At 48.8% G+C, this 22825-nt stretch carries 21 protein-coding genes and 2 tRNA genes; 8 read left to right on the forward strand and 15 right to left on the reverse strand.

Annotated elements, in window-relative coordinates; translation table 11 throughout:
* Positions 1-95: 95 nt before the first annotated feature.
* A complete protein-coding gene (locus ACN0R8_RS02940) occupies positions 96-1703 on the reverse strand; it encodes a diguanylate cyclase domain-containing protein (protein WP_417594909.1) in 1608 nt (535 codons plus the stop codon).
* A 527-nt stretch (positions 1704-2230) separates the two neighbouring features.
* Between ACN0R8_RS02940 and ACN0R8_RS02945 the strand changes: the two genes are divergently transcribed.
* Complete coding sequence (locus tag ACN0R8_RS02945; RefSeq protein WP_417594911.1) at positions 2231-3310, forward strand: Glu/Leu/Phe/Val dehydrogenase dimerization domain-containing protein; 1080 nt, start codon at positions 2231-2233, stop codon at positions 3308-3310.
* 85 nt (positions 3311-3395) lie between these two features.
* On the forward strand, positions 3396-4787 hold the full coding sequence (locus ACN0R8_RS02950; RefSeq protein WP_417594913.1) for a sodium-dependent transporter: 1392 nt from the start codon (positions 3396-3398) through the stop codon (positions 4785-4787).
* A 122-nt stretch (positions 4788-4909) separates the two neighbouring features.
* Here ACN0R8_RS02950 and ACN0R8_RS02955 read toward each other — a convergent pair whose 3' ends face one another.
* From ACN0R8_RS02955 to ACN0R8_RS02970, 4 genes are all read right to left on the reverse strand, one after another.
* Positions 4910-5824, reverse strand: coding sequence for a GGDEF domain-containing protein (locus ACN0R8_RS02955; RefSeq protein ID WP_417594915.1), 915 nt, complete (start codon positions 5822-5824; stop codon positions 4910-4912).
* Between the two features lie 149 nt (positions 5825-5973).
* Positions 5974-6678 (reverse strand): DnaA regulatory inactivator Hda, encoded by a 705-nt coding sequence (gene hda / locus ACN0R8_RS02960; RefSeq protein WP_417594917.1) that lies wholly within the window; start codon positions 6676-6678, stop codon positions 5974-5976.
* Positions 6679-7095: 417 nt separating this feature from the next.
* Positions 7096-7186 (reverse strand) — tRNA-Ser (locus ACN0R8_RS02965).
* Positions 7187-7417: 231 nt separating this feature from the next.
* A tRNA-Ser gene (locus ACN0R8_RS02970) sits at positions 7418-7508 on the reverse strand.
* Positions 7509-7652: 144 nt separating this feature from the next.
* Here ACN0R8_RS02970 and ACN0R8_RS02975 point away from each other — a divergent pair.
* From ACN0R8_RS02975 to ACN0R8_RS03000, 6 genes are all read left to right on the forward strand, one after another.
* Positions 7653-8318: a Bax inhibitor-1/YccA family protein gene (locus ACN0R8_RS02975; protein WP_417594919.1), complete on the forward strand. Its 666-nt coding sequence runs from the start codon at positions 7653-7655 to the stop codon at positions 8316-8318.
* Positions 8319-8508: 190 nt separating this feature from the next.
* Positions 8509-8901 carry a sulfurtransferase complex subunit TusD gene (gene tusD / locus ACN0R8_RS02980; RefSeq protein WP_417594921.1) on the forward strand — a complete coding sequence of 131 codons (393 nt, stop codon included), beginning with the start codon at positions 8509-8511 and terminating at the stop codon, positions 8899-8901.
* Positions 8902-8903: 2 nt separating this feature from the next.
* Positions 8904-9260, forward strand: a complete 357-nt coding sequence (tusC, locus tag ACN0R8_RS02985) for a sulfurtransferase complex subunit TusC (protein ID WP_417594923.1) — start codon at positions 8904-8906, stop codon at positions 9258-9260.
* Between the two features lie 35 nt (positions 9261-9295).
* Positions 9296-9586 carry a sulfurtransferase complex subunit TusB gene (gene tusB / locus ACN0R8_RS02990; RefSeq protein WP_417594925.1) on the forward strand — a complete coding sequence of 97 codons (291 nt, stop codon included), beginning with the start codon at positions 9296-9298 and terminating at the stop codon, positions 9584-9586.
* Between the two features lie 4 nt (positions 9587-9590).
* Complete coding sequence (locus ACN0R8_RS02995) at positions 9591-9920, forward strand: TusE/DsrC/DsvC family sulfur relay protein (protein WP_417594927.1); 330 nt, start codon at positions 9591-9593, stop codon at positions 9918-9920.
* Between the two features lie 180 nt (positions 9921-10100).
* Positions 10101-11171, forward strand: a complete 1071-nt coding sequence (locus ACN0R8_RS03000; RefSeq protein ID WP_417594929.1) for a 3-deoxy-7-phosphoheptulonate synthase — start codon at positions 10101-10103, stop codon at positions 11169-11171.
* Between the two features lie 102 nt (positions 11172-11273).
* On the opposite strand, the gene hisA is transcribed toward ACN0R8_RS03000, so the two are convergent.
* The 10 genes from hisA to ACN0R8_RS03050 all read right to left on the reverse strand — a co-directional run bounded on the left by hisA (position 11274) and on the right by ACN0R8_RS03050 (position 22823).
* Positions 11274-12035, reverse strand: a complete 762-nt coding sequence (gene hisA / locus ACN0R8_RS03005; protein WP_417594931.1) for a phosphoribosylformimino-5-aminoimidazole carboxamide ribotide isomerase — start codon at positions 12033-12035, stop codon at positions 11274-11276.
* 111 nt (positions 12036-12146) lie between these two features.
* Positions 12147-13175: an ABC transporter substrate-binding protein gene (locus ACN0R8_RS03010; RefSeq protein WP_417594933.1), complete on the reverse strand. Its 1029-nt coding sequence runs from the start codon at positions 13173-13175 to the stop codon at positions 12147-12149.
* A gap of 3 nt (positions 13176-13178) precedes the next feature.
* Positions 13179-15155, reverse strand: a complete 1977-nt coding sequence (locus ACN0R8_RS03015; protein ID WP_417594935.1) for an MFS transporter — start codon at positions 15153-15155, stop codon at positions 13179-13181.
* Positions 15156-15198: 43 nt separating this feature from the next.
* On the reverse strand, positions 15199-16062 hold the full coding sequence (locus ACN0R8_RS03020; RefSeq protein ID WP_417594937.1) for a hypothetical protein: 864 nt from the start codon (positions 16060-16062) through the stop codon (positions 15199-15201).
* Positions 16063-16113: 51 nt separating this feature from the next.
* Entirely contained in the window at positions 16114-17466 is a 1353-nt protein-coding gene (locus tag ACN0R8_RS03025; protein ID WP_417594939.1) for a TAXI family TRAP transporter solute-binding subunit, read from the reverse strand.
* A 13-nt stretch (positions 17467-17479) separates the two neighbouring features.
* The gene (gene tssG / locus ACN0R8_RS03030; protein ID WP_417594941.1) at positions 17480-18448 is read right to left on the reverse strand and encodes a type VI secretion system baseplate subunit TssG; all 969 of its coding nucleotides are present in this window, start codon (positions 18446-18448) and stop codon (positions 17480-17482) included.
* The gene (tssF, locus tag ACN0R8_RS03035; protein WP_417594943.1) at positions 18445-20169 is read right to left on the reverse strand and encodes a type VI secretion system baseplate subunit TssF; all 1725 of its coding nucleotides are present in this window, start codon (positions 20167-20169) and stop codon (positions 18445-18447) included. The genes tssG and tssF overlap by 4 nt, the downstream gene beginning before the upstream one ends.
* Positions 20170-20255: 86 nt before the next feature.
* Positions 20256-20678, reverse strand: coding sequence for a type VI secretion system baseplate subunit TssE (tssE, locus tag ACN0R8_RS03040; protein ID WP_417594945.1), 423 nt, complete (start codon positions 20676-20678; stop codon positions 20256-20258).
* 19 nt (positions 20679-20697) lie between these two features.
* On the reverse strand, positions 20698-21189 hold the full coding sequence (gene tssD / locus ACN0R8_RS03045) for a type VI secretion system tube protein TssD (RefSeq protein WP_417594947.1): 492 nt from the start codon (positions 21187-21189) through the stop codon (positions 20698-20700).
* The gene (locus ACN0R8_RS03050) at positions 21189-22823 is read right to left on the reverse strand and encodes a type VI secretion system contractile sheath domain-containing protein (RefSeq protein ID WP_417594949.1); all 1635 of its coding nucleotides are present in this window, start codon (positions 22821-22823) and stop codon (positions 21189-21191) included. The genes tssD and ACN0R8_RS03050 overlap by 1 nt, the downstream gene beginning before the upstream one ends.
* Between the last annotated feature and the right edge of the window lie 2 nt (positions 22824-22825).

Consider the following 22825-nt stretch of genomic DNA (forward strand, 5'->3'; position numbering starts at 1 on the left):
AAGCAAGACGGCTGCTTTACCCGTCTTGCTTTTCCTTTAGTTGCCAGATTCCAACTCAGTAGAAGGATCAGAACCAGAACTGCAAACAGCCGATTCTACCCCCGGTTTGCTGTACGGGGCATAAAAGACTCTCTGTTGGCACTAACGACAAGATTACGGCCCCGATCCTTAGCGCAGTAAAGTGCCTGATCAGTCAAATCTAGCATGTCATGCTCTGTCATATCATCTTCCGGTATCAGGCTGCAGACACCAACACTGATCGTAACAACCTCAGCAATCGATGATTTGTGGTGTGCAATCGCCAGCGACTCAACCAACTCACGACATTGCTCTGCAATTGCCCAGGCACCAGCCTCAGGTGTGTTTGGCAGTAGCAGGATAAACTCCTCCCCGCCAAATCGGGCAAACAGATCTCCGGGCCGGTTGATAACAGAGGCAACCAACTCCGCAATGTTGCGCAAGCACTCATCACCCTGAAGGTGCCCATACTGATCGTTGTACTGCTTGAAAAAATCAAGATCAAACAAGACTAATGAAACCGGCTTGCGTTCCCGACGTGCCCGCTTCCACTCACGGGAAAAACTGTCATCAAAGAAACGACGGTTAGCGATCTGAGTTAAGCCATCCGTTTGCGATAGATGCGCCAGCTTTTTGTTGGCCTCCTGAAGAGCGCGGTTCCGTTGTTCAGCAACGGACTCAATTTCAAAACTGCGCCGGGATAACATGCGCAAATATGCCGCCACAAGACCGGTAATCAACAAGCCCGCCATCATCACAACATATGCCAGCTCACTCTTACGCTCATTCATATAGCCTTCAGAAGGCGCAACGACCAGTTGCCAGTTCCGTCCTCCCACATCGTTAATCATATAGCGCTGCTGCATATCAATCACAGGAGGCGTTACAGGTTGCCGCGCAAATAAAACCGCATGCTCACTATTTTTCTCCTGGAGAGTTTTCATATCAAACAAGGCAATATGAAGCCCTGCTGCACGCCCTCCCATCAGAGCCTCCTGCACCAGCCGGTTGAGGGTAAACTCACCAGCCACCAGGCCTTTAAGATCCCCCTGTCCACGTACAGTTCCACCTTCAAAAACCGGGAGAACGGCAAGAATGCGCTTTCCAGCCATACCATCGAACGGAGCCATAGGTTCTGTCGCAGCAAGCTCAGAACTATCTACTGCACGGTTAATAGCGTTTAAAAGAACAGGTTGGGACGACAGATCGAAACCAAGAGGAACCTCTGCCTGGCCCTTCGTTGCCTGATATAGCACAGGGTAGTGAGCCTCACGCTTCACCGCTGGCACCCAGCGCTCTCTGGCAGAACGCTCCTGAATCACATAACGGGGATCGGTTTTCTTTTGCTCATTCTCAAACACCTGCCGGTCGGCAGGAGTCACAACAGGTGACCATTGCAAGAAATGCAGCTCAGGATGCCGCGCCAATGTTCCCTCAGCCACATGGGAAAACTCTTCATGTGTTACAGAAGAGGAACCCTCAAAGAGGCCTTGTAAAACGTATAACGCTTCAAAATTCACAAACAGCTCACGGGACACCTGATAAGAGAGTTCCTTCATTTCACCTTTAAGCTGAACCCTGATGGCATCCTGGCGCAAGTCGCCAATATTCCATGCAATCAAAGCTGAAAACAGAAAACCTACGACGAGAGTGATATAACTCAATCGGTTTGAATATGCCTTCATCCGCATCTAATCCTTATAACCATCTGTATTTCCGGTCACTAAAGACCTTACTCTTTAAGTATATGCTTTTATAAACCGGCTGTACCTCAGTAATTATGCGACATCAGAGAAAGGCCATTTAAAAAATGACAAACTTTTTTTCTATAAAAACTCAGATCATCAAACCTAATAAGCAAGAGATTTAAGTTATATCCACTAAAAAAATTTAGTAACAAAGTCGTGTAATCTGGTAACACCAAAGTATAGAAATACAGTGGCATGCAAGATGCTAAAACTCATAACTCATTGTTTTAAAATAATAAAATATTGTTGGCATACAATATGTTTCTGACAGACATCGCTGTGAAAATATGGCACCGGTCAGGCACTACCCTGACCTGACCGGTCCAGCAGGTAACACAACAACCTGATTGAGTGAAATCACACAGCACAGAGCACAGGTAAAGCCATAGCTTACCCAGCTCTTCCCGGGCCAAAAGCCCAACAAAAAGAAGGCCAAAAGCCTGAAAATAAAAATGGAGTACGCCATGAACGTATTTAGCCATCCTGATTTCGACGGGCACGAACGTGTTCTGTTCGGGCACGATCCCAAATCTGGCCTGAAAGCCATTATTGCCATCCACAATAGTAACCTCGGCCCTGCACTCGGCGGCTGCCGTATGTGGCCATATGCTTCAGAAGCCGAAGCCCTGAAAGATGTTCTGCGTCTGTCCAGAGGGATGACTTATAAGTCTGCACTAGCAAACCTTCCACTGGGTGGTGGTAAAGCCGTTATCATTGGAGATCCCCGACAAAGCAAAACACCGGATTTGCTTCACGCTATGGGACGCTTCATTGAATCTGCCAGCGGTAACTATATTACGGCTGAGGACTCAGGAACCAGTGTGTCTGACCTTAAGCTTATAGCCGAAGAAACCTCATACGTTGCGGGTATCATGGAGAAACCTTGCACTGACGGTCACTTACGCAGCGGCGACCCATCCCCGTCTACAGCATATGGTGTATACCGCGGCCTGATGTCTGCTGTTGAATATCGCCTGGGCCGCACTGATCTCGCGGGTCTCAAAGTTGCAATTCAGGGCGTTGGCAATGTTGGTTTTCGACTGGCAAAGCACCTTCACCAGGCAGGGGCCAAGCTCTGGGTAACAGATATTTACAGCGATATGGTTCAGCGCTGCGTTAACGAGTTAGGCGCAACAGCCGTTGCTTCAGATGAAATCTACGGGCTGGATGTCGATGTTTTTTCTCCCTGTGCTATGGGTGGTATTTTGAACGACGAGACCATCAGCCAGCTGAAAGCCAAGGTTATTGCAGGCGCTGCAAACAACCAGCTTGAGTCTCCACACCACGGAGCCCAGCTTCGCGATAAGGGTATTCTTTACGCTCCTGATTACGCTATCAACTCCGGCGGCATCATTGATGTGGGCTATGAACGCATGGGCAACTTCGATCCCAAAGCCGTTAATGAGCACATCGAGTCCATTCATAGCACCCTGATGGAAATCTTCTCCCGGGCCGATCATGAACAACAACCGACTCATGCTATTGCAGATCAGGTTGCACGCGAGCGCTTTGCTCACCCGGACGAAAACCTTCAGAACTCTTAATTTAATCCCACAAATCAGCTTAGCCTCGCCCCTGCTTTAAGGGGCTGACCTACTGAGCTATTGCCAAAAAACCGAGGAGAAACTCGTGTCTAAAACAACGACAACAAATGCCACTGGGCACCAGGGCCTGCACTGGTCTTCACGCTGGGCATTTATTATGGCTGCAACCGGTTCTGCGGTCGGCCTTGGCAACATCTGGAAATTCCCATACATCACCGGTGAAAACGGTGGTGGAGCTTTCGTTCTGGTATACCTGGCCTGCATCGCCATTGTTGGCCTGCCGATTCTGATTGCCGAAGTACTCCTAGGCCGGAAAGGCGGAAAGAGCCCTGTCGCCAGTATGCGAGATCTGATTCGCGAACATAACGCCAAAGCAGGCTGGGTATCAATTGGTACACTGGGTACAATTGCAGCATTTCTGATTCTGTCATTCTATAGCGTTATTGGTGGCTGGGCGATCAACTACGTGGGCTACACCTTCAGCGGTGACTTTGTAGGCCAAAGCAGTGATGCCGTTGGCGGTATTTTTGGCTCCATGCTAGCGGATCCGTCAACACTACTGTTCTGGCACAGTATATTTATGGTATGCGTACTCTTTATTGTTGCCCGAGGCGTTAAAAGCGGCCTGGAAAAAGCCGTAACCTATCTGATGCCAGCCCTTTTTATACTCCTGGTCATCATGGTGGGCTACGCCATGACAACGGATGGTTTCGCCCAGGGCGTTAACTTCCTGTTCAATCCTGATTTTTCCAAGCTCAGTTCTGAGGGTGTGCTGAAAGCACTGGGACACGCGTTCTTTACTTTAAGTCTGGGCACAGGCGTCATGATGGCTTACGGCTCCTATCTGGACCAGGATGTATCCATTGCCAAGACGTCCATCACAGTTGGCCTTATGGACACCCTTGTGGCACTGGTCGCTGGCATGGCAATTTTCCCGATCGTATTTGCGAACGGCATGGAGCCAAGTGCGGGACCGGGTCTGATCTTCGTATCCCTGCCAATGGCGTTTGGTAGCATGTCCATGGGTACTCTAATCGGTACACTCTTCTTCATATTGCTGGTATTTGCAGCACTTACTTCGGCAATCTCGCTCCTGGAGCCGTCTGTTGAATGGCTGGAAGAACGCAGTGGCTTTAATCGCCTGACAGCAACACTGGCTGCTGGCGGGGCTGTGTGGTTCCTGGGGATCGCAACGGTACTCTCCCTGAATGTATGGTCTGATGTTCACCCTCTGGGTATGTTGGCCGTTTTCGAAGGCAAAACCATCTTTGATCTGCTGGACTACATCACTGCCAACATTATGCTACCTCTGGCTGGCTTGTTGGCCGCACTATACGTAGGCTGGGTTATGAAGAAAGAAGATGTGGCAGACGAACTTAATATGTCCCAGGGTGCTTTGTCTCTGTTCTGGAATGTCATCCGCTATGTAACCCCTATGGCCGTCATCCTTGTGATGTACAAATCCATCATGGGCTAGATACGGAGTCAGAAGATTCACACAGAAATAAAAAAAGCGGATCACTAAAAGTGATCCGCTTTTTTATTCCGATAAGTAACACTTAGTTCCCGAAAGCACAAAAAGCTTAATGGGCGAATATCCTAGGGATCGAGACTCGGGTTTAGCAGTGTCAGTACTTCATCGGCTTCCAGTCTGCGGTCACGATAATCTGTACCTACACGTTCAAGCAGAACCTCAGGATCGGCTGTAGGGCTGCCAAAATAGATACCCATACGTGCTTTAACCTTCAGTTCCGGCCATTCAGGGTAGTAGAGACGGGCAATGGCTCGCATCAGATGAGATACCAAATCCTGAACCGACTTCTTCGTTGCCATAGGCAATAACAGACAGATTTTTTTCCCTGAAAAACGGGCAGCATATTCAGGAACTTCCACTACCCGCTTCACAATCTGACCAATATGTAGGAAAACACGCTCACCGGCAGGCTGGCCGTACAGCTCGTTAATTTCCGGCATATTCTCAATATCCAGCAACATAAGACCAAAAGGCTTCTTGGTTTCATGTGACTTCATCATCACGTTATTCATGTAAGGCAGGAAATAAACACGTTGCATAAGCCCTGTTGCCGGGTCCAGCATAGAGTCCATCTGAGCTTCAGCCAGCATCTCGTGCACCTGATCTGTCTCAGCCATACGCTCAGTAACGTCATGACCTGAGATAAGAATTACCTCTTGCTGGTCAAGCTCTACACCCTGCAGCTGAAGATAGTAGTCACGCAGACCTACCAGCTTAGACACCAGAACAGTATTCATCACAGAGTGCTTGTTTAAATCCACGGAAAGATTATCAAGAATCGCATTGAGTTCTGGCGCAGTAAATTCCGGGAACAGATCATGGGGGGAAAGATTACAAATTTCACCACTTTCATAGCCCAAAGCTGCCTCTGCAGCAGAGTTACTGTAAATAAAACTCAGGCTTTTCGGGTCAAGTAATAACAACAACTCCCGGGACTGAGCAATAGCAGCCCCGACAAGTTGATCTGAAACAGCCATCATCGCACTCTCCTTAAACCTTTGTTCTTATCGGTAGACTAAGAAAATACCCCCAACGCCCTTCCAATAAAAGCAGCAAAAGGTAACGCTTTGTCTTAATCGGATAAAACAAGACGAATAAGCCAAAGCAAACACCTGCATCCAAGACAAAACTACCAGCGCAGAGTCTCTTTGACAAAGGGTATAGTTAACTTCCTCTGAGCCATCAGAGATGCATGATCTAATACCGACAGCATATCGAATAATTCGCGCAAACTTCTTGGACTTCGGTGCAATATATACCGTGCAACCTCATCCGTCAGCTCTAAGCCCCGCTCGTGAGCACGTAACTTAAAAGCCATTATTTTTTGTTCGTCATCAAGCTTGTGCAGCACCGAAGTAATGCCCCACGCCAAACGGGAGGAAAGGTCAGGTAGCTTCACCCCCAGCTTCGAGGGAGGTGCATCTGCAGAGATCACCAGTACTTTTCCAGCATCGCGCAAACGGTTAAAGCAGTGAAATAGTGCTGCTTCCCATTTGGCCCGACCCGCTACTAAATGAAGGTCATCAATACAAACCAGGTCCAGCGCTTCCAGGCCCTCCAGCAGCTCTGGGGACAGAAGAGCAAGTTCATCCAAAGGCAGGTACACAGAGCGGAAACCTAAAGCATCAGCCTGATGGCAAAGAGCCTGCAACAGATGGCTTTTGCCTGAATCCTGAGGCCCATAGATGTACTGAAATGTCTCACCGCCACTTTCAAGAAGCGAACACAAAGCCTCCAGAAGATAAATATTATCCCCCGGAAAAAAATTAGCAAACGTTGCATCGTCTCTTAGACCGATACTTAATGATAGCTGTGAAGCTTGAAAATCAGCCATATTTCAATGACTTACCTTTAAAAACCCATCATGAGGAATAAATTAGCTGCTTTGCAGAACAAAAGAAAGCCTCTTGTTCATTTATACAGCAATCAGCCATTAGTTGTCCCGCATGAATTGTATCAAATCCAAGTTCAGGCTGGTGCAAACATCATTCATTAAGCTTCAGAAAAGATTCAGAACCAGCCTGCAGCAACACCAAGCCGATAGAAAAGAGCCACACTGGCAATAACCCAAAGCAGCTTTACCCAGAATGGAAAGCACGCTGAAATATCTTTATCCATAGCAAGCAACTCCTTTTGAACACGCTTTTGTAGGATAGCAGATTCTAAATCAAAGAACCCCAAACCATAACTAGGATGAACCCGAGCTACAGACAAAAAAAAACCTGCTCATAAGAGCAGGTTTTTATAAAAATGGCGGAGGGACAGGGATTTGAACCCTGGAAGGGCTATTAACCCTTGCCGGTTTTCAAGACCGGTGCTTTCAGCCGCTCAGCCATCCCTCCAGCAAGACGGCATTATACGGACTGTTTTTTTCAGGTCAACAAAAAAAGGAAAAAATCTTTATATTCAACAAGATGGCCGCAAAATCCAATGCGTACCTATGCGGAGCGCTTTTCATAAAAGCTACACTTCGAAGGCAAGACCTAAAACACAACCCCGGCAGCCAAAAGAGAAAGTGAAAGTGAAAGAAAAAAAAAGGAGCAACACCTAGGTGTTGCGCCTTTTCAGAATAATGGCGGAGGGACAGGGATTTGAACCCTGGAAGGGCTATTAACCCTTGCCGGTTTTCAAGACCGGTGCTTTCAGCCGCTCAGCCATCCCTCCAGCTGGCGCATATGATACGCAAATATTTTTTTTCGTCAATAGACATTTCATGTTTTTTCTCAGGTTATACAAGGCTTTAACTTTTGAACATAAACAGACAGAATAGGTCTTAATGACGACTACGAAGAATAGAGGAGCTATTCAATGGCTATCGAAGAATACAACACCTACGGTTCGGCCTCTGCTGTCCCCGTTAATAAGGTTATCCGTAACACCTTTATGCTGCTGAGCATGACGCTGGCGTTCAGCGCATTCACCGCTTTTGTTTCGGCGGCGATGGGGTTCGGTCGCATGAATATCTTTGTTTTTCTGATCGGCGCTTATGGCCTGATGTTTTTAACTCATAAAACTCAGAACAGCATCTGGGGTCTTGTTAGTGCATTTGCCTTTACAGGCTTTATGGGCCTCACGATTGGCCCTGTTGTTTCCATGTATCTCTCTCTGCCTAACGGTGGTCAGGTTGTCACAACAGCATTAGCCAGCACCGCTGTTATTTTCCTGGCACTGTCAGGCTACGCCCTGACATCGAAAAAAGATTTCAGCTTCCTGAGCGGCTTTATGTTTGTCGGCTTCCTGGTACTGGTCGGTGCCATGATCGCAGGCTTTTTCTTCAGTATTCCCGGCTTAAGCCTGATGATCTCAGCGGGTTTCGTGCTTTTTGCTTCCGCTGCGATCCTGTATGAAACCAGCCAGCTAGTACATGATGGGCAACGTAATTATATTATGGCGACCATCGGGTTATATGTCTCCATCTATAACCTCTTTATGAGCCTACTCCACCTGACCGGGGCGCTAAGTGGAGACGACTAAAACAGGCTGAGTAAGTTATACTAAGCGCCCTGCACTGCAGGGCGTTTTTGTTTCTGCCCGTCAGGGTTACCCCAGATACAGCTGCAAGCCAAAAGACAGACATCAGAGACCAGGGTTATCCAGCTAAGACAATCCGGTGCTGCAATTTTTAGAATTGTGATGAAAAGTTGTAATGAAGAATTGTGATCAAATGAACTACAGTATTGCCATTTATGGCGGCCCCTACAGCGACCAGGCCTCCCTCAGCGCACTGCATTTTACCCGGGCGGTATTAAAGCGTGAACACCGGGTTCAGCGGGTTTTCTTTTACCATGATGGCGTATACAACAGTTCAGCGTTGGTAACGCCTCCTCAGGACGAAATTAATGTGCCAATACAATGGCAGACCTTGGCCAGCGAGCACGGAATTGAATTGGTGGTTTGTATCGCAGCGGCAGTCCGACGCGGGCTTCTGGACGAGAAAGAAGCCAAACGTTACAGCAAGTCGTCGCATAACCTGGCCGACGGATACACTCTTTCAGGTTTGGGTCAGCTTATTGATGCCAGCATTAACTGCGACAAACTGATTACCTTTGGAGCCTGAGAATGTCCGAACTACTGATTATTTTCCGTAAAGCTCCCATCGGTACATCCTGGGCAAGAGAAGCAATTGACCTGGCGCTGGTTGGTGCAGCGTTCGGCCAGCAGGCAACACTGCTTTTTATGGGGGATGGTGTTTATCAGTTATTGAGCAATCAACAGCCGGATCAGGTTGAGCAAAAAGGTACTCAGGCAATGATGAAAGCCCTGCCGATGTACGATATTGATCAGGTCTTTGTTTGTGAGAAAAGCCTGAGCGAGCGAGGGTTAACGACAAACCTGCTGGGTTTCGAATGTGAAACCATCAGCCAGCCCAGCCTACAGAAACTTCTGAACAGCCATCGTCAGATTTTTAATTTTTAAGCGTTCAATAACGCCATAGTTTTGCGAATCCAAAGATGATTTTACATACGGTTAATAAATCACCATCAACCAGTAGCGCATTGCAGGAGTGCCTGTACAGCGCCAGTAGTGGCGATAGCGTGCTCTTTATCGAGGATGGCGTCTACAGTGCAACATCAGCTTTCAAAGAGCTACTGCGCGATGATCTAAGCTACTTTGTACTCTGGAATGATACCGCTGCACGCGGCTTGAATGACGCCCTGCTGATCGAGCAGTGCCAGCCCGTAGATTACTCAGGTTTCGTTGAGCTGACTGAACAGGCAGATTCTGTCTGCAGCTGGTTTTAATTTTATGCTGACAATTGGAAATAAGCAGATCCCTGTGGACAGTGAAGGCTATCTGGAACAACTTTCAGACTGGCAACCAGAGGTAGCGGAGCAGATCGCAAAAAAGGAAGGGCTGGAGCTGACAGAGGCCCATTGGGAGATTATTAATTTGCTGCGCCGGTTTTATCAGGAATTTGAACTCTCTCCTGCCATGCGGCCTCTGGTGAAATATATTGGGCTGAACCTGGGTAAAGAAAAAGCTAAAAGTATTTATCTGATGCAGCTATTTGGTGAAAGCCCGGCCAAAATGACCAGTAAGCTGGCAGGACTTCCCAAGCCTACCAACTGTCTTTGAAACAGTTCATTCTGAAAAATGCCAGAGAAATACTAACAAACAATAGATATTCAATTTATCACCCAAAGTATAGGCTTAGCCCCTATCACTGGGCCGTTAAAAACAATATTCTATTAAGAACAATAACTTAATAATAAAACCCTAAACGATTCATAAAGCTAACATAGGATACGATTTCAGATGCCTAAAACTCGTCTGACGAATGTCAATGTGGTGTCTCAGGATGTCCTGATCACCCCAGAAGAACTGAAAAAAAAGATTCCTTTAACGGACCCGGCCCGTGGATCGGTGGTTGAAGGTCGTGAGACTATTCAAAATATTCTTGACGGTAAAGACCAGCGCTTGTTTGTTGTGGTAGGCCCCTGCTCTATCCATGATATTGATGCTGCCAAAGACTACGCAAAGCGCCTGAAAGCACTTTCCGACAAAGTCAGTGATACGCTGTATATCGTCATGCGTGTTTATTTTGAGAAGCCGCGCACCACGGTTGGCTGGAAAGGACTGATCAACGACCCTCATCTGGATGACTCTTTCCAACTGGAAGAGGGTCTGCATATTGGCCGCCAACTCCTGGTCGATCTGGCCGAAATGGGACTGCCTTTGGCAACAGAAGCTCTGGACCCGATTTCACCTCAATATCTGCAGGATGTTATCGCATGGTCTGCTATTGGTGCTCGTACCACAGAGTCCCAGACACACCGCGAAATGACCAGTGGTCTGTCGATGCCAATCGGCTTTAAAAATGGTACAGATGGCGGCCTAGAGGTAGCAACTAACGCACTGCAGTCTGCATCTCATCCCCACAGCTTCCTGGGTATTAATCAGGCTGGCCAGGTTGCCGTGATACGTACAAAAGGCAACCAATATGGCCATGTGGTTCTTCGCGGTGGGAATGGCAAACCCAACTACGATTCGGTCAGTGTCGCCCTGTGTGAGCAGGATCTGGAAAAGGCTAAACTGCCGAAGAACATCATGATCGACTGCAGCCATGCAAACTCCAACAAAGATCCGGCACTACAACCATTGGTTATGGAAAATGTCACCCATCAGATTCTGGATGGCAACCAATCGATTGTTGGCCTGATGATTGAGAGCAACATAGGCTGGGGTAATCAGAAAATGTCCCCAAACCGGGACGAGATGGAATATGGCGTCTCCATTACAGATGCCTGTATAGACTGGGATACCACAGAAGAAACATTGCTGAAGATGGCAGAAAAACTACGTCCAGCACTGCCTGAGCGTCGCTAACCTCTTCTTATATCTGACTGAAAACAAAAAAGCTCCGACGGAGTCGCCTCTGCCGGAGCTTTTTTATTGCGCACGTTTATCATCGCACACCCGTGGAACAGGCTAACCTTGCTGGTTATTCCACCGGATACATTCATCCAATGTTATGCCGTGGCCACCGAAAATATCCAACGCACTGCCTATGGTCAGATCGACCCGACCATTTGAGAGCATCTGTACCCGCTCCAGATCCTCCCGTGAACGGGCTCCTCCAGCATATGTCACCGGAATCGGACTTGCAGCCCCAAGCAAACGCACCAGGTCTTCATCGATACCACTCTGAAGCCCCTCCACATCCGCCGCATGGATTAAAAACTCAGCACAGTGATCACTTAAAGCCTGTAACGTATGCTGATCCACCGCCAGCTCCGTAACCGTTTGCCAACGGTCTGTGGCAATGTTCCATCCTGACTCAGTTTTCCGGCAGCTTAAGTCCAGAACCAAACGCTCCTTACCTGTTACCGCCTTAACCTCTGCCAGCCGCTCCCAGCTGAACTGCCCACCTTCAAACAGATAGGAGGTTACAATCACATGGGAAGCGCCAGCCTCAAGATAGGAAGCAGCATTCCCCGCATTCACACCGCCTCCGAACTGTAAGCCTCCTGGCCAGGCTGATAACGCATCCAGAGCAGCGTCCTGATTACCCGGACCTAAGGCGATCACATGGCCGCCCATCAACCGGTGTTCTCGATACAGCTCGGCATAATAACGGCTACTATATTCACTGATAAAATTTGTATCAGCCCCTTGCTCATTCAGGCTGCCACCTACGATCTGTTTAACCTGCCCCTGATGCAGGTCGATACACGGACGAAACTGAGTCAAAGCCTTACCTCAAGTGATTTAAGGAGAGTTTTTTACGGGTTGGCCACACATGGAGTTATCTATAGAAACAATAGAAAAAGGCCCGCACAAAGCGGGCTATTCTAACAGAAATTAATCCTTAACGACTTCAGCTGTTTGCATAACCGTCACGGGCGGGTATCGATCCAGGGCTTTCGCTGAATCCATATTTACAATAAAGCTAAAACGTTTAAGGGTCTCAACAGGAACCTCAGAAACCTGCCGTCCTTCAAACAGCAATTGATGCGCTTTATAGGCAGCAAATTGCCCCACATTATAGTAACGGCTCACCAATCCCATATAGGCACCAGCCTTACGGATAGGCCCTTCTGTAGCGGAGTAGACAGGAACACCGGCACCATGACTGACGTTCACCAGAGTTTTCGCATTTGAAATAAGGAAGGAGTCTGATGGCAAATAAGTAATATCTGCACCCTCGGACGTAATAAAGCGAGCAAAAGCGGCAAAGTAATCATCCGCTTCTGCTTCATCCGCATTCGGCAACGGAAAGCGAACCAAGTCGATCCCTGCGGCATCACAGGCACTCTGTAATGCTTCAACCTGAAGCAAAGAGTTTTTCTCCTTAGCGTTAAAAATCACCGCAATCTTCTCAATACCATCAAGCTCTTGCATCGCCGCAACCTGAGTCGCCATCGGAACCAGGTGAGATGTTCCTGTCACGTTCCTCCCCGGCGCCTGATAGTCTGATACAAGGCCCGCCCCCTTTGGATCCGCAACAATATTAAATACCAGCGGAATCGAGTGAATATACTCATCACCCGAATGAGTAGCGGATTCAGCTCCCACAAGAATAGAGGTCACCGTCGTGCCAAAACTATAGACCAGATCCGGTTTACGCTGCAGAATATCCTGACGAATCAAGGCAACCTGCTGGCGGCTTTTCCCGGCATTTCGAATAACAAACTCCACAGGTTCCGGCCGATTCATCATTGAATCCATAAAGCCCCGCTCCGCTTCTGTCACACCTCGCCAGAGCACCATATAAACCTGCTTCACCGGCTTAATCACTGATGTCTGGTCAGCCCAAACAGAAGACGCCAGGCCGGACATCATAAAAACAACTGCAAACAAAGCCCTGCTGAAAACATTAAATCCTGACACTGGCTATACCTCTTGTAACTGCCGCTGATCCATTGAACGGAACATAGAATAAAGAACCACAAGTAATATCAGGCTGGCCGCCACGCCGGAGGAGAGCCAGAGGAAAGAGTTCTGGAACCCCATAAAGCTGATCAACGTTGCTGCCACTAGTGGCCCGGCGATATTCCCAATCCGTTCTGTCAGACGGAAAATTCCGATAGTCTTACCCAAGGTAAGTCCATTTTTTAGTTTCACTTTCTCTGTCAGGAGTGATAATTGGGGTGAAACTCCCACACCATGGGCAACCCCTAACAGTAATACTCCGGTAAACATGCCGTAAATCCCGGGAATCAGATAAACCGCAAACAGCGCCAGCGCAGATAAGCCCCCACCAAACATGATAAAAGCACTCTTATTCTTCAGTCGGTCCCCCAGCCAGGCACTCAGAGGAGAGACCAGCACAATAGCCAAACCGTAGGCCATAAGAATACGCCCTACAGAGGACTGGTTTGCCCCTAGCTCATTCAGATAAACCGGCCCGGCATAATAAAGAAAGCCTGTTAGCAATAGCTTTGCAGGAATAGCCGACAGAAACGTGATCAGAAGAAAGTACTTATCCGTCAGCAGTGTCGTAAAGTCGCTGAAAGATAAAACCGCTGGTGGCGGTGCATCCGAGTCTTTCTCTTTAGCTTCAAAGAACTGCATAACAAAAACAGCTGAAATCAGTGACAGGGTCGCAGATAGCATAAAGGTCGCTTCAAAACCGATGCGATCTGAGAGAATACCCCCAATCGCCGCACCACACAGAGAACCAGAGAAGAAGCCGGACAGGAACATCGCCATACCCCTTGTACGGTTCTCAACCGTAGTATTATCCGTTACATAGCCTTGAGCTGTAATAAAGACAATACCGTAGCCGACGGCAGTGATGGAGCGCACAATCAACAGTTGCCAGAGATTATCGCACCAGGCTGTTAACAAGAGCCCTACGGCAGTAAGTCCTGCACCCACCATAAAAGCTTTCTTGCGGCCCACACTATCTGACCACTGCCCTGCAACAGGCAAGGACAAAGCCCAAACCAGCATAAAGACTGAGATCGGCAAACCGATCACCATCGTCGGAGATAAACCGGCAATCGGCTCATAGAGTGCATTGACGTAGGCCGGGAAAAAAGAAAGTGACATCGACTCAGAAAAAATCACCAGAAAGAGTGGTGGCCGTACAAAAGACAGTCGAGCCAGACCGACTCGCCTGGGCTCTCCTTCCGGTAGTTGGTAGCCACTTCCCAGGGCCACACTCCTGAGTCGGGTCGTCATACTCCCCATGGCGGCAGCTACGCGGTTTCCTAAGTGAGATAACTCATCTTTCCCGGGAAAATAAACCACCTCACGCAGATCCTTCTCCGCCACCTTATCCAACATAGTATGGATACCCAACATAGGAGTCTTAATGTGATAGGTGGTGATAAACATCAGGAGTTCCATGGCCAGCAACAACGTCACAACTAAAATAGTCGCAATATCATAACCAATCTCTTCAAACACCTGAGCCATAAAGCCGGGATCAAAACCAACCCAAATCTCAGCGATCTGCTGACCATTCTGCATCAGAGGATAGCGATAAAGTGCAAACTGCTTCTCTGCCGTCATAAGAGAGGTTATAGGGGACAGGAGTGCCGTCGTATCAGTCTGGGCCTGATAAAGAATACGATTCTGATCAGGCTGATAGATAGCCAGATACTCAAGGTCAGCATGCCCCTTTAAACGGCTGGCAAGTACCTGATCCATTCGACCGAAGCGGCTCAGTGGAACCCCCTGATCCAGTAGATGTAATACTAACCGGTCTGTTGACTGGGCCACAGTGACCGCTTTTACCTGCTGGGCGGGTTTAAGAGAGTCTTTGATCAGTCCAAGTGAGATCCCGGCGCTGATAGCTGTCCCGATTACAATCACCAGTACCGCTATAAACACCACACTGCCTGACAGAGAGATACGCTTCATAAATTGTTTTACTTCCTCTGCCAGCGAGCCCTAACAGCAATGATTACTTTTGCCGGGAGTCGCTGGGATTCGATGACGCTTTTTGTGCCTCCTGCACGCGGTCATGTAATAGCTGGAACCGGGCTTCCAATTCGTCCGGCGGCTGTAACGCGTTAACATTAGGCGCTTTTTCAGGAACAGCGTCTCCTTTCAGCTGGCGATCCAGACTTCCACTCAAACGCAGAATCTGCCTGCGCAAGCGCCGCATCATCAGCCATAAAAAACTCAGACCAACCAGAGCACTAACCAGAACACCCAAGCCTGATTGCCAGGCTTGCTGCTTCATAAGCATTGCATTTTCAGCCTGATAGGCACCACGACTATATGCCAGAACAACAATGCCGGACTGAACATTAAAGGTATTAAAAATTGGTTCTGCCACCAACAGGTAGTCATCGGTTTCCCGAATCAAAAGGTGAACACCTGAGCCCGGTACTTCATTCGCCACTTGCTGAAACCAGCCAGGAGGAATCAAACCGGAAATCTCAGCTGAGCCCGCCTGAAATAAGCGCTGTTTTTGGGCTGAATAAACAACGGCTTTATCAATTGCCGGATCCGCCTTAACCAGATTTTTTAGTTGCTCACCGGTTTCTGTCAGGCTGCTCACCGGGAGGCCGAGGCCTGTTCCATAATCAATACCCAGACGAACTTCATCCAGCATCACCTGTAAGCGTGAGCTGATCAGTTCTCTGTGCCGTTTCTCAAAATTAAAATATGCCAACAGCGCACTCAGGCTGACACTAAAGAGCAGTACAAATACCAGTGTTAAACCAAGCCGCCCCATCAAAGAGCCACCCTTAGGAATAGCTTTATCCCCAGAGGAGCCTGCAGTGCCTGCCCCGTCATGTTCAGCTGTCAACGATGCCATAGAAGCCTCTTTTCTCATTCCACTAACACTCGCTCTCTTATCGAGCTCAGGTTACTCAGAAACCAGGGAGCGGGCAGCATCAACTTCCTGCCGGGCCGCTTCACTCAATTGCATCGCCGACAAGCGCCACTCAAGCTGACGCATCACATCAGCACACTGCTGGATAGTACTCAGAAATAACATAGATTCTGCCAGTTCCGATCCCTGAACCAGGGTTACCGCCTGCTGTTTAAGGCGCATCACTTCAACCAAATACTGTTTTAGCAAACGCCAGTCCCGGGCATCTTTCTGATTACGCTCAATCTCAACAGTCTGGCGAAAAACAGACTCCAGTTCAGCCGCAAGATTAACCCGAACCTGCTCAATACGTCGGCGACGCAACTGACTTAACTGCACCACTACCACAATAAAAATGATCAGGCCTTCAAGTATTAGCACCTTGTGCTCAGCGATCTGCCCCAGCAATCGGGAAAAATTATCCAGGCCCACAAACGGATTGTAATAACGGTTACTCAAGGAGTGCAGCGGCAGATAACGTAATACAGAGTCTTCAGTAGGGTTAATATCCAACATGACCGGAGCATCAGCCCGAACCTGGTCGCTATTAAGCTGATCAAGTACAGCCTGAACCATCTTCTCAGGGAGGCCTGGGCGGGCCGCCATAACAGCGTAGGTTACGGTAGTCGCTACCGGTTCAGCCGGAGCCGGGCCCGCGACAGTACTGTATACGCCCGCAGGTATTTTGCCGGTTGTTAACTGGGAGTGATTCAAAGCATAGCCCTCGGCACCCTCCAGTGATACCAGCTTGAACAAGCCACTGGCCATCACCTGCCTAAGATCAGGATTGAGAAGGCCGGTTGTCACGATGGCCCCCTCCAGTGAAGCATCGCTTAACAGCTGAGTGAAATAGACATCATTACTGCGAAACTGCTCTGCCTCCAATGCAAAATGATCCAGCACTTTCATCGACTGAGCCCGGTAACCGGAACCCGGCTTACCCAAAGCAATGCTATTGCCTGCCATATCAGCCAATGAATTAATGTCACTGTTTTTACGCACCACCAAGTGCATATAATCCCGCCACAGAGGGGCAACCATATAGAGGTTCTGTAAAGACACTGAGTTCGTGCCGACAATGGCAAAGTCCGCTTCACCAGCCAGCAGTTTACCCCGGTTATCCACGGATCCCCGAGTCACCAACAACTGCACGGTGTAGTCGGTTTTTTTCTCAATATAGCGCTTTAATAGCGTGCCGTACTGGTAGTAGTATCCGCCTTTTGATGCCGTAGCAATACGGATCATTTTAGACTCATGGCTTTTCTGATACCCCCAGAACAGGATCAGTACTCCAGCAATCGCCAGAAGAAACCAACTGATCATATTTTTCATACGATAGCTCAACATAGGGTGCTCCAAATTAATCCAACGCTATTCGGGCTTGTAACTGATAAGACGAACCATCTATGGCAGTAAAATCAGGCTTCAGTAACCAGGCATTTTTGCCCAGGCGTCCCCAACCATTTAGGCCAGAAGTGATCTGTGATGAATCACTAAAACTCTGATTCATGCCGGTACAATCCAGTAAAAATTCAAGTTCACATCGCAGGGGTTGTTGCAAATAAAGGCGAATCAGTTCCCGGAGCTGCCGCCACTGCTCCTTATCGCTGATCAGTTGGTCAAAACGACTGTAAGCCACAGGTCCAACAACCAGGACAAAACTGCCGATAGCTTCAGGCATACGGCTACCTAACAAAGAGCCCTCGCCAAGCCCGGCAGATTGCTGCCCCAGCTTTAAATGCGACTGTCGGGAAAGAGAAACCTGACGTAGCTCACACTGCCGCGCCTTTACAGGCACATCACCCAAAAAGTCACTCAATAGCACTTCAAGGCCAGCAGCAGAGCGATAAGGAGATGTCAGTAAACGGAAATACCTTAACAGGCCACCTTCAGGCTCCTGGCTTGCATCGGATATTCCGGCCATCGCACGTAAACGGTCGTAATAACGGTTTTCAAGATCATCTTTTTCCTGGAAAACCAGCATCGAACGTTGTTGAGCCTGAATCAGTATCTGGTAAATACGCTGATTCAGAAGGTTCAGAAACGCCCTTGCCACGCCCTTTTCCTGCTGCTCTGACTGCATCAGGTAGTCCGTCATATAAGCAGGCAGAGCCCCGTTACGACCATACAAATTGAAAATATTCAGCTCTATTCGGAAATGGGAAGCCGATACCTGCTCAATTTTTTCAATCACACTTCGGGCACTGTCCAGCCCCAAAGCAGGTTCAAGATCAATCCGTACCTGAGATCCAAACTGCTGCACCAGCAAGCGGTACGCTTGCAACAGACTGTATCTGTGGCCATGATTTAACAGGTCATCAAGTATCACAGCAATGGCTTCCTACCCAGCATTGGCGACCACTGCAGCACTTCGCCCGTCTGCTGATCTGTCACCTTAAGCAAACAGAAGTAGTTCACCGGCACCAGACTGATAAAAAACTGCTGCAGTAGCCGGGCAAACAGATGCATCTCGGCTTTAGAAGAGAAATGATCACCTGCCAGAACAAGACTGACCTCATAGCCCCGTACCGACATCGCAGAAACCAAGCGATCCGTCATCAGGAGTTCAACCGATTGAATAGCATCGACTTTTTTCATATTAATCTGTTGACGAGCCAGATCAGGACTCGCCTGCATCACTAACTCTTTCAGAGCCGCATGTAAACGATCCGTTGTCAGATGTCCCATCAAATTACCACTCAACTGGCGCACGGCCTGCCAATATTGCTGCTCCGATGAGAGCGCCTTTCGATAAGGCGTTGGGGTTGTAAGGTTTTCAAACTGAACCAGCTCCGGCGAACCAGAGATATAATCAGCAACCCTTCCCGGCGGAATCGTACTGGCGTCGGCCCCATTCGTGCAGTACACACGGGCCTTAATGACCTCCTGCTCATCACGTTCTCCGCCACCTAAAGCTATAGAGAGCTCCAGCTCATCCGTTACCGGATGAGTGGCTAACTGCTCTTGGTAACAGAGTGAATCCATTGAGGTCTGACGCCAGAAAGGCAAATAAAGATGACGTTCCGGCTCGCTGCGATACTGTCCGGAAACCTGCTCAATACCGTATACACAAAGAAATTCACCATCCCGCTGCCGCGGTGCCAACGGCATATAAACCTGTCGCAAATCCCGAACTCTGGGAGGAGCATCACGGGTAAACAAATTCGCAGCAGGAACGACATTAAGCCGTAGCACTTTTGCCAGATCAGCTTTCGGCCAGTCTGCAGATGAGTCAAAATAAAAATTTACACTGAACTCAGTGGCGCACTGTTCAGCCGCCGATTCCGGCAACCGAAAACAAAAACCCTGAGCTAATTCGGGAGCAGAGAAATAACGACGGGCCAGACGTTGCGCCGGAAGTTCCGGCTGATCATCACTCAAAAAGGCCCACTGCATAAGATCCGTGTTCCAGGCAGGAGGCTCCATAGACTCGACCTGCTGACCCGGCCAGACCACGGTTGAACCAACACAGTGCTGCAGTAGCGCATCGAGCATCCTAGCGGCCACTCCCTGGGCTGTATGCAGGTAGATCGCCAGAGGCTTATTTGCCAGATAAAGACTATCCCCAAAGGTAAAGCGAAAACTCACACTCAGACAATTTGCTCCCGCTTCTTTCTCCCGGGATTTACAGAACGACGCATCACTGATCTCAAGAGGTAATACACCTGAAGTCATCAGAGTACGAAATTCACAGATGCTATCATCCTGGGGTGTTTTACCGGCAACAGGAGTGCCGGCAGGTAAAGTCAGTAACTCTTTGAGAGCCGACCGCCCTTTAAATTGCATCAGAGTAATAGATGGCAGAGGGCGTAACAGATCCGGTGATGCAACCTGCAGCACATTCTGTAACAACTGAGTCTGGTCTTTTTCCAGTTCACTACGGAGTCCGGCGGTCAGAAAAGCAACCCCTTCCAGAATCCGCTCTGCATCCGGGTCACTACCGACAGAGGCCAGATGGCCTGCATGCGACGGGTTCAACTCTGCATATTCAGCAGCCATCTCATGCAGGCGGTTTAATTCATCCTGATAATGGCGATCAATTTTTGCCATAAGTACTCTTCTTATTTCAGACCCACTGTTCTTATCGGGTTAGGCTATACCTGTGGTCCTGACAGTATGCCAAACACTCTTGCAACTCAACGATGGGCAGGCCCAATGGACTGTAGCCCCGTACACAAAACAGCAACCCGGCTATCACTATCGATCCGAATTTGGTATTTAACTTGGTAGCCTTCATATCTCTGCTCAAAAAATGCCTTCAGGGTGAATAGCATGACACCTTGCTGATCCCCTTTAGCGGTCACCTCAGGTTGCTGTAACCGTGGTTCAAAACGGGAAACCTGCAGCTGAATCACCTTTGCCAACCGCTGAGCCTGAACCGTATCACCCTGTAGCTGAACGGGCGAAATTGCAGGTAAACCAAGCTCCATATTGGAAAGGCAGGAGCCAGCTCTCACATTCAGCAGATCCTGCAGCTGCAACGCGAGAAGAGCAGCTAAAGACTCAATATCACCCTGCAAAACATCATCATTTAGACGTCGAAGTAAGCCAGCCTTCATCACACACGCCCTGCTTTATTCATGCTTTACCCGCCTCATTACGGGCTTCAAACTCGACCTCAGCAGAGGGCCCATAACGCCAGCTTACAGACTCATATAAGAGACTGACTTTTTCACAATAAGGGTAATCTTCCTGACCTTTGGTCAGCAGATCCGGCATTACAGGTTGCAATGAAACAAGCCTGGCATTTTTAAGCTCTATCTCATAAAGCAGCTCAGATGTTCCGCTATTGTTAAAATGACACCAGAACAACACGACTTTTGTTAGCACTTCCCGCTCGCAAAGCGCCTGATAAAGCTGAGGGGAGATTCTGTCCAGAGGCTTAATCACCTCGACAGGTCGATGCATAGGCTGCCCCCCTAAAACTCTGCTGTCATCAGCACTCGGCAGATCTATACCATGCCTGAAAACTAAAACATGACTCAGGCCATTACGAGTCAACTGTTTCTCCGGGCCTTCCAGCGCCCCCTGGGCAGAGCCAGTAAAGCTTATAAAACCAGGACGAGCCATCAGTCTACCTCCTGCAGGATAAGATCTAAGGAAAGCTGAAAACGCTCATCCATATAACGCAAATGTGGCTGTAAGCGCACCTCCATAAGACAACCTTCCGCTCTACGAAGAATAACGTCAGCCTGTCGAAAAGGCTTTTTCATCATGACATCCAGTGCCGGTGACTCCAGGTCAACCACGAAACTCTTAAGCCACTGCTCAAGCTTCTGTCGTAACTGTTCCGGCTCATCCATTGAACCAATCTGCTCACGGAACACTCGCTTCATCATATGAGCAACCCGGCAAATAGTTAGCAGATAAGGTAGCTGTGCATCAGGTACAGCCTTATCGCTACTCAGGGCCAGCTGGTGGAGACTGTTAAGCTGGGGGAAATAACTGGAGTTCTCTTCCGGCAGAGCAGATAACACACAGAAGCCATGCCGGGACAGATCTGTTACCAATGATGTTGGAAGATCTACCTCAAGAGGCGACAGCATCATATCTGCCATCGGGTCCTGCCAAGGTTTATGTAGCAACTCCCGACCATAAAAGCTGCCGGTCATCTGACTAAAAGAAGACTGATTATCGAAGGTATTCAGTACCGTGGCCGCCAGAGAGTAACAGCTGCTACCCCACAGTAAGGAGCAACCATCTGCATCAACCTGCTCCTGAAAGAAGAAACCGGAAAAACTGCCATGATAAGGTGCCCGGGTAACCTGGTCAGGCAGCACCAGAAACAGGTAGCGACTGCGCGGCTGCTCCGCAAGTCGGTGCAAAGGCATAAAACGAGGGTTCTCAAACCACTCATCAAGCGACTGACCCAGCAGCTGTTCGTAACCATTAAAACCGATAAAGTGAGGTGAAACAGGAGCAACAACCGGCAAGTGTGCACTACAGCCGACATCTGACAAGGTCTGAAGCAGGCTCAAGTCCTGCTCCGTCTGCTCCATGTAGAAATCAACAACCAGCATATTAAATGGTTGACCACCAAACTGACCAAACTCACGGCTGTACACTCGCTCATAAAGCTCGCTGCGAATCATTTCGCCAGCCAGATCATCGACTAAATCAGCCTTACTGCAATTCAGCAGCACGATATCGCTGGCCTTGTGATAACGAACAGACTCACAAAGTGCGTACAGCTGTCGCCATAGAGACTCAAGTTGAGTAAATGCCGGGCAGTGCAAAAGCTGGCTCAGCAGATCCGTCAAGCAAACTTCCAGATCGGCGTAAAGAAAATCATCGGTCTGCTGTGCGGGTTCCAGCGGGGAGTAACGCTCGAGAAAGTCCTTTGCCTCAGCTAACAGAGACTCGGAAGGAGAGATATCGGCAAGCAGCTGATCCCGCAGATTCACCGCATAACTCAGAAGTGGTGAACGCTGAATCAGAGCACTCGGGTGAAAATCTTCAAGTGTTCTGATCTCATAAGGCTCACGCCACTCAGGCATGACCTCGGAAAAATCTACAGCACAGCCCAACTCGTGCATCGCCTGCTCAGGTTTCTGCAAGTTGAGGCGAATCTGACGAAAGATCAACTCATCATTCTGCACATTACCGGCATACGCTCCGGCAAATAACACCCGACAGGGTAACTGGGCTTCCTGCTCCTGAGGCCTGATCATCAAAGATGCAATAAGAGCATTACGGGAATCCATCT

Source organism: Oceanospirillum sp. (genome assembly GCF_048265165.1).
Classification (GTDB): domain Bacteria; phylum Pseudomonadota; class Gammaproteobacteria; order Pseudomonadales; family Halomonadaceae; genus Oceanospirillum.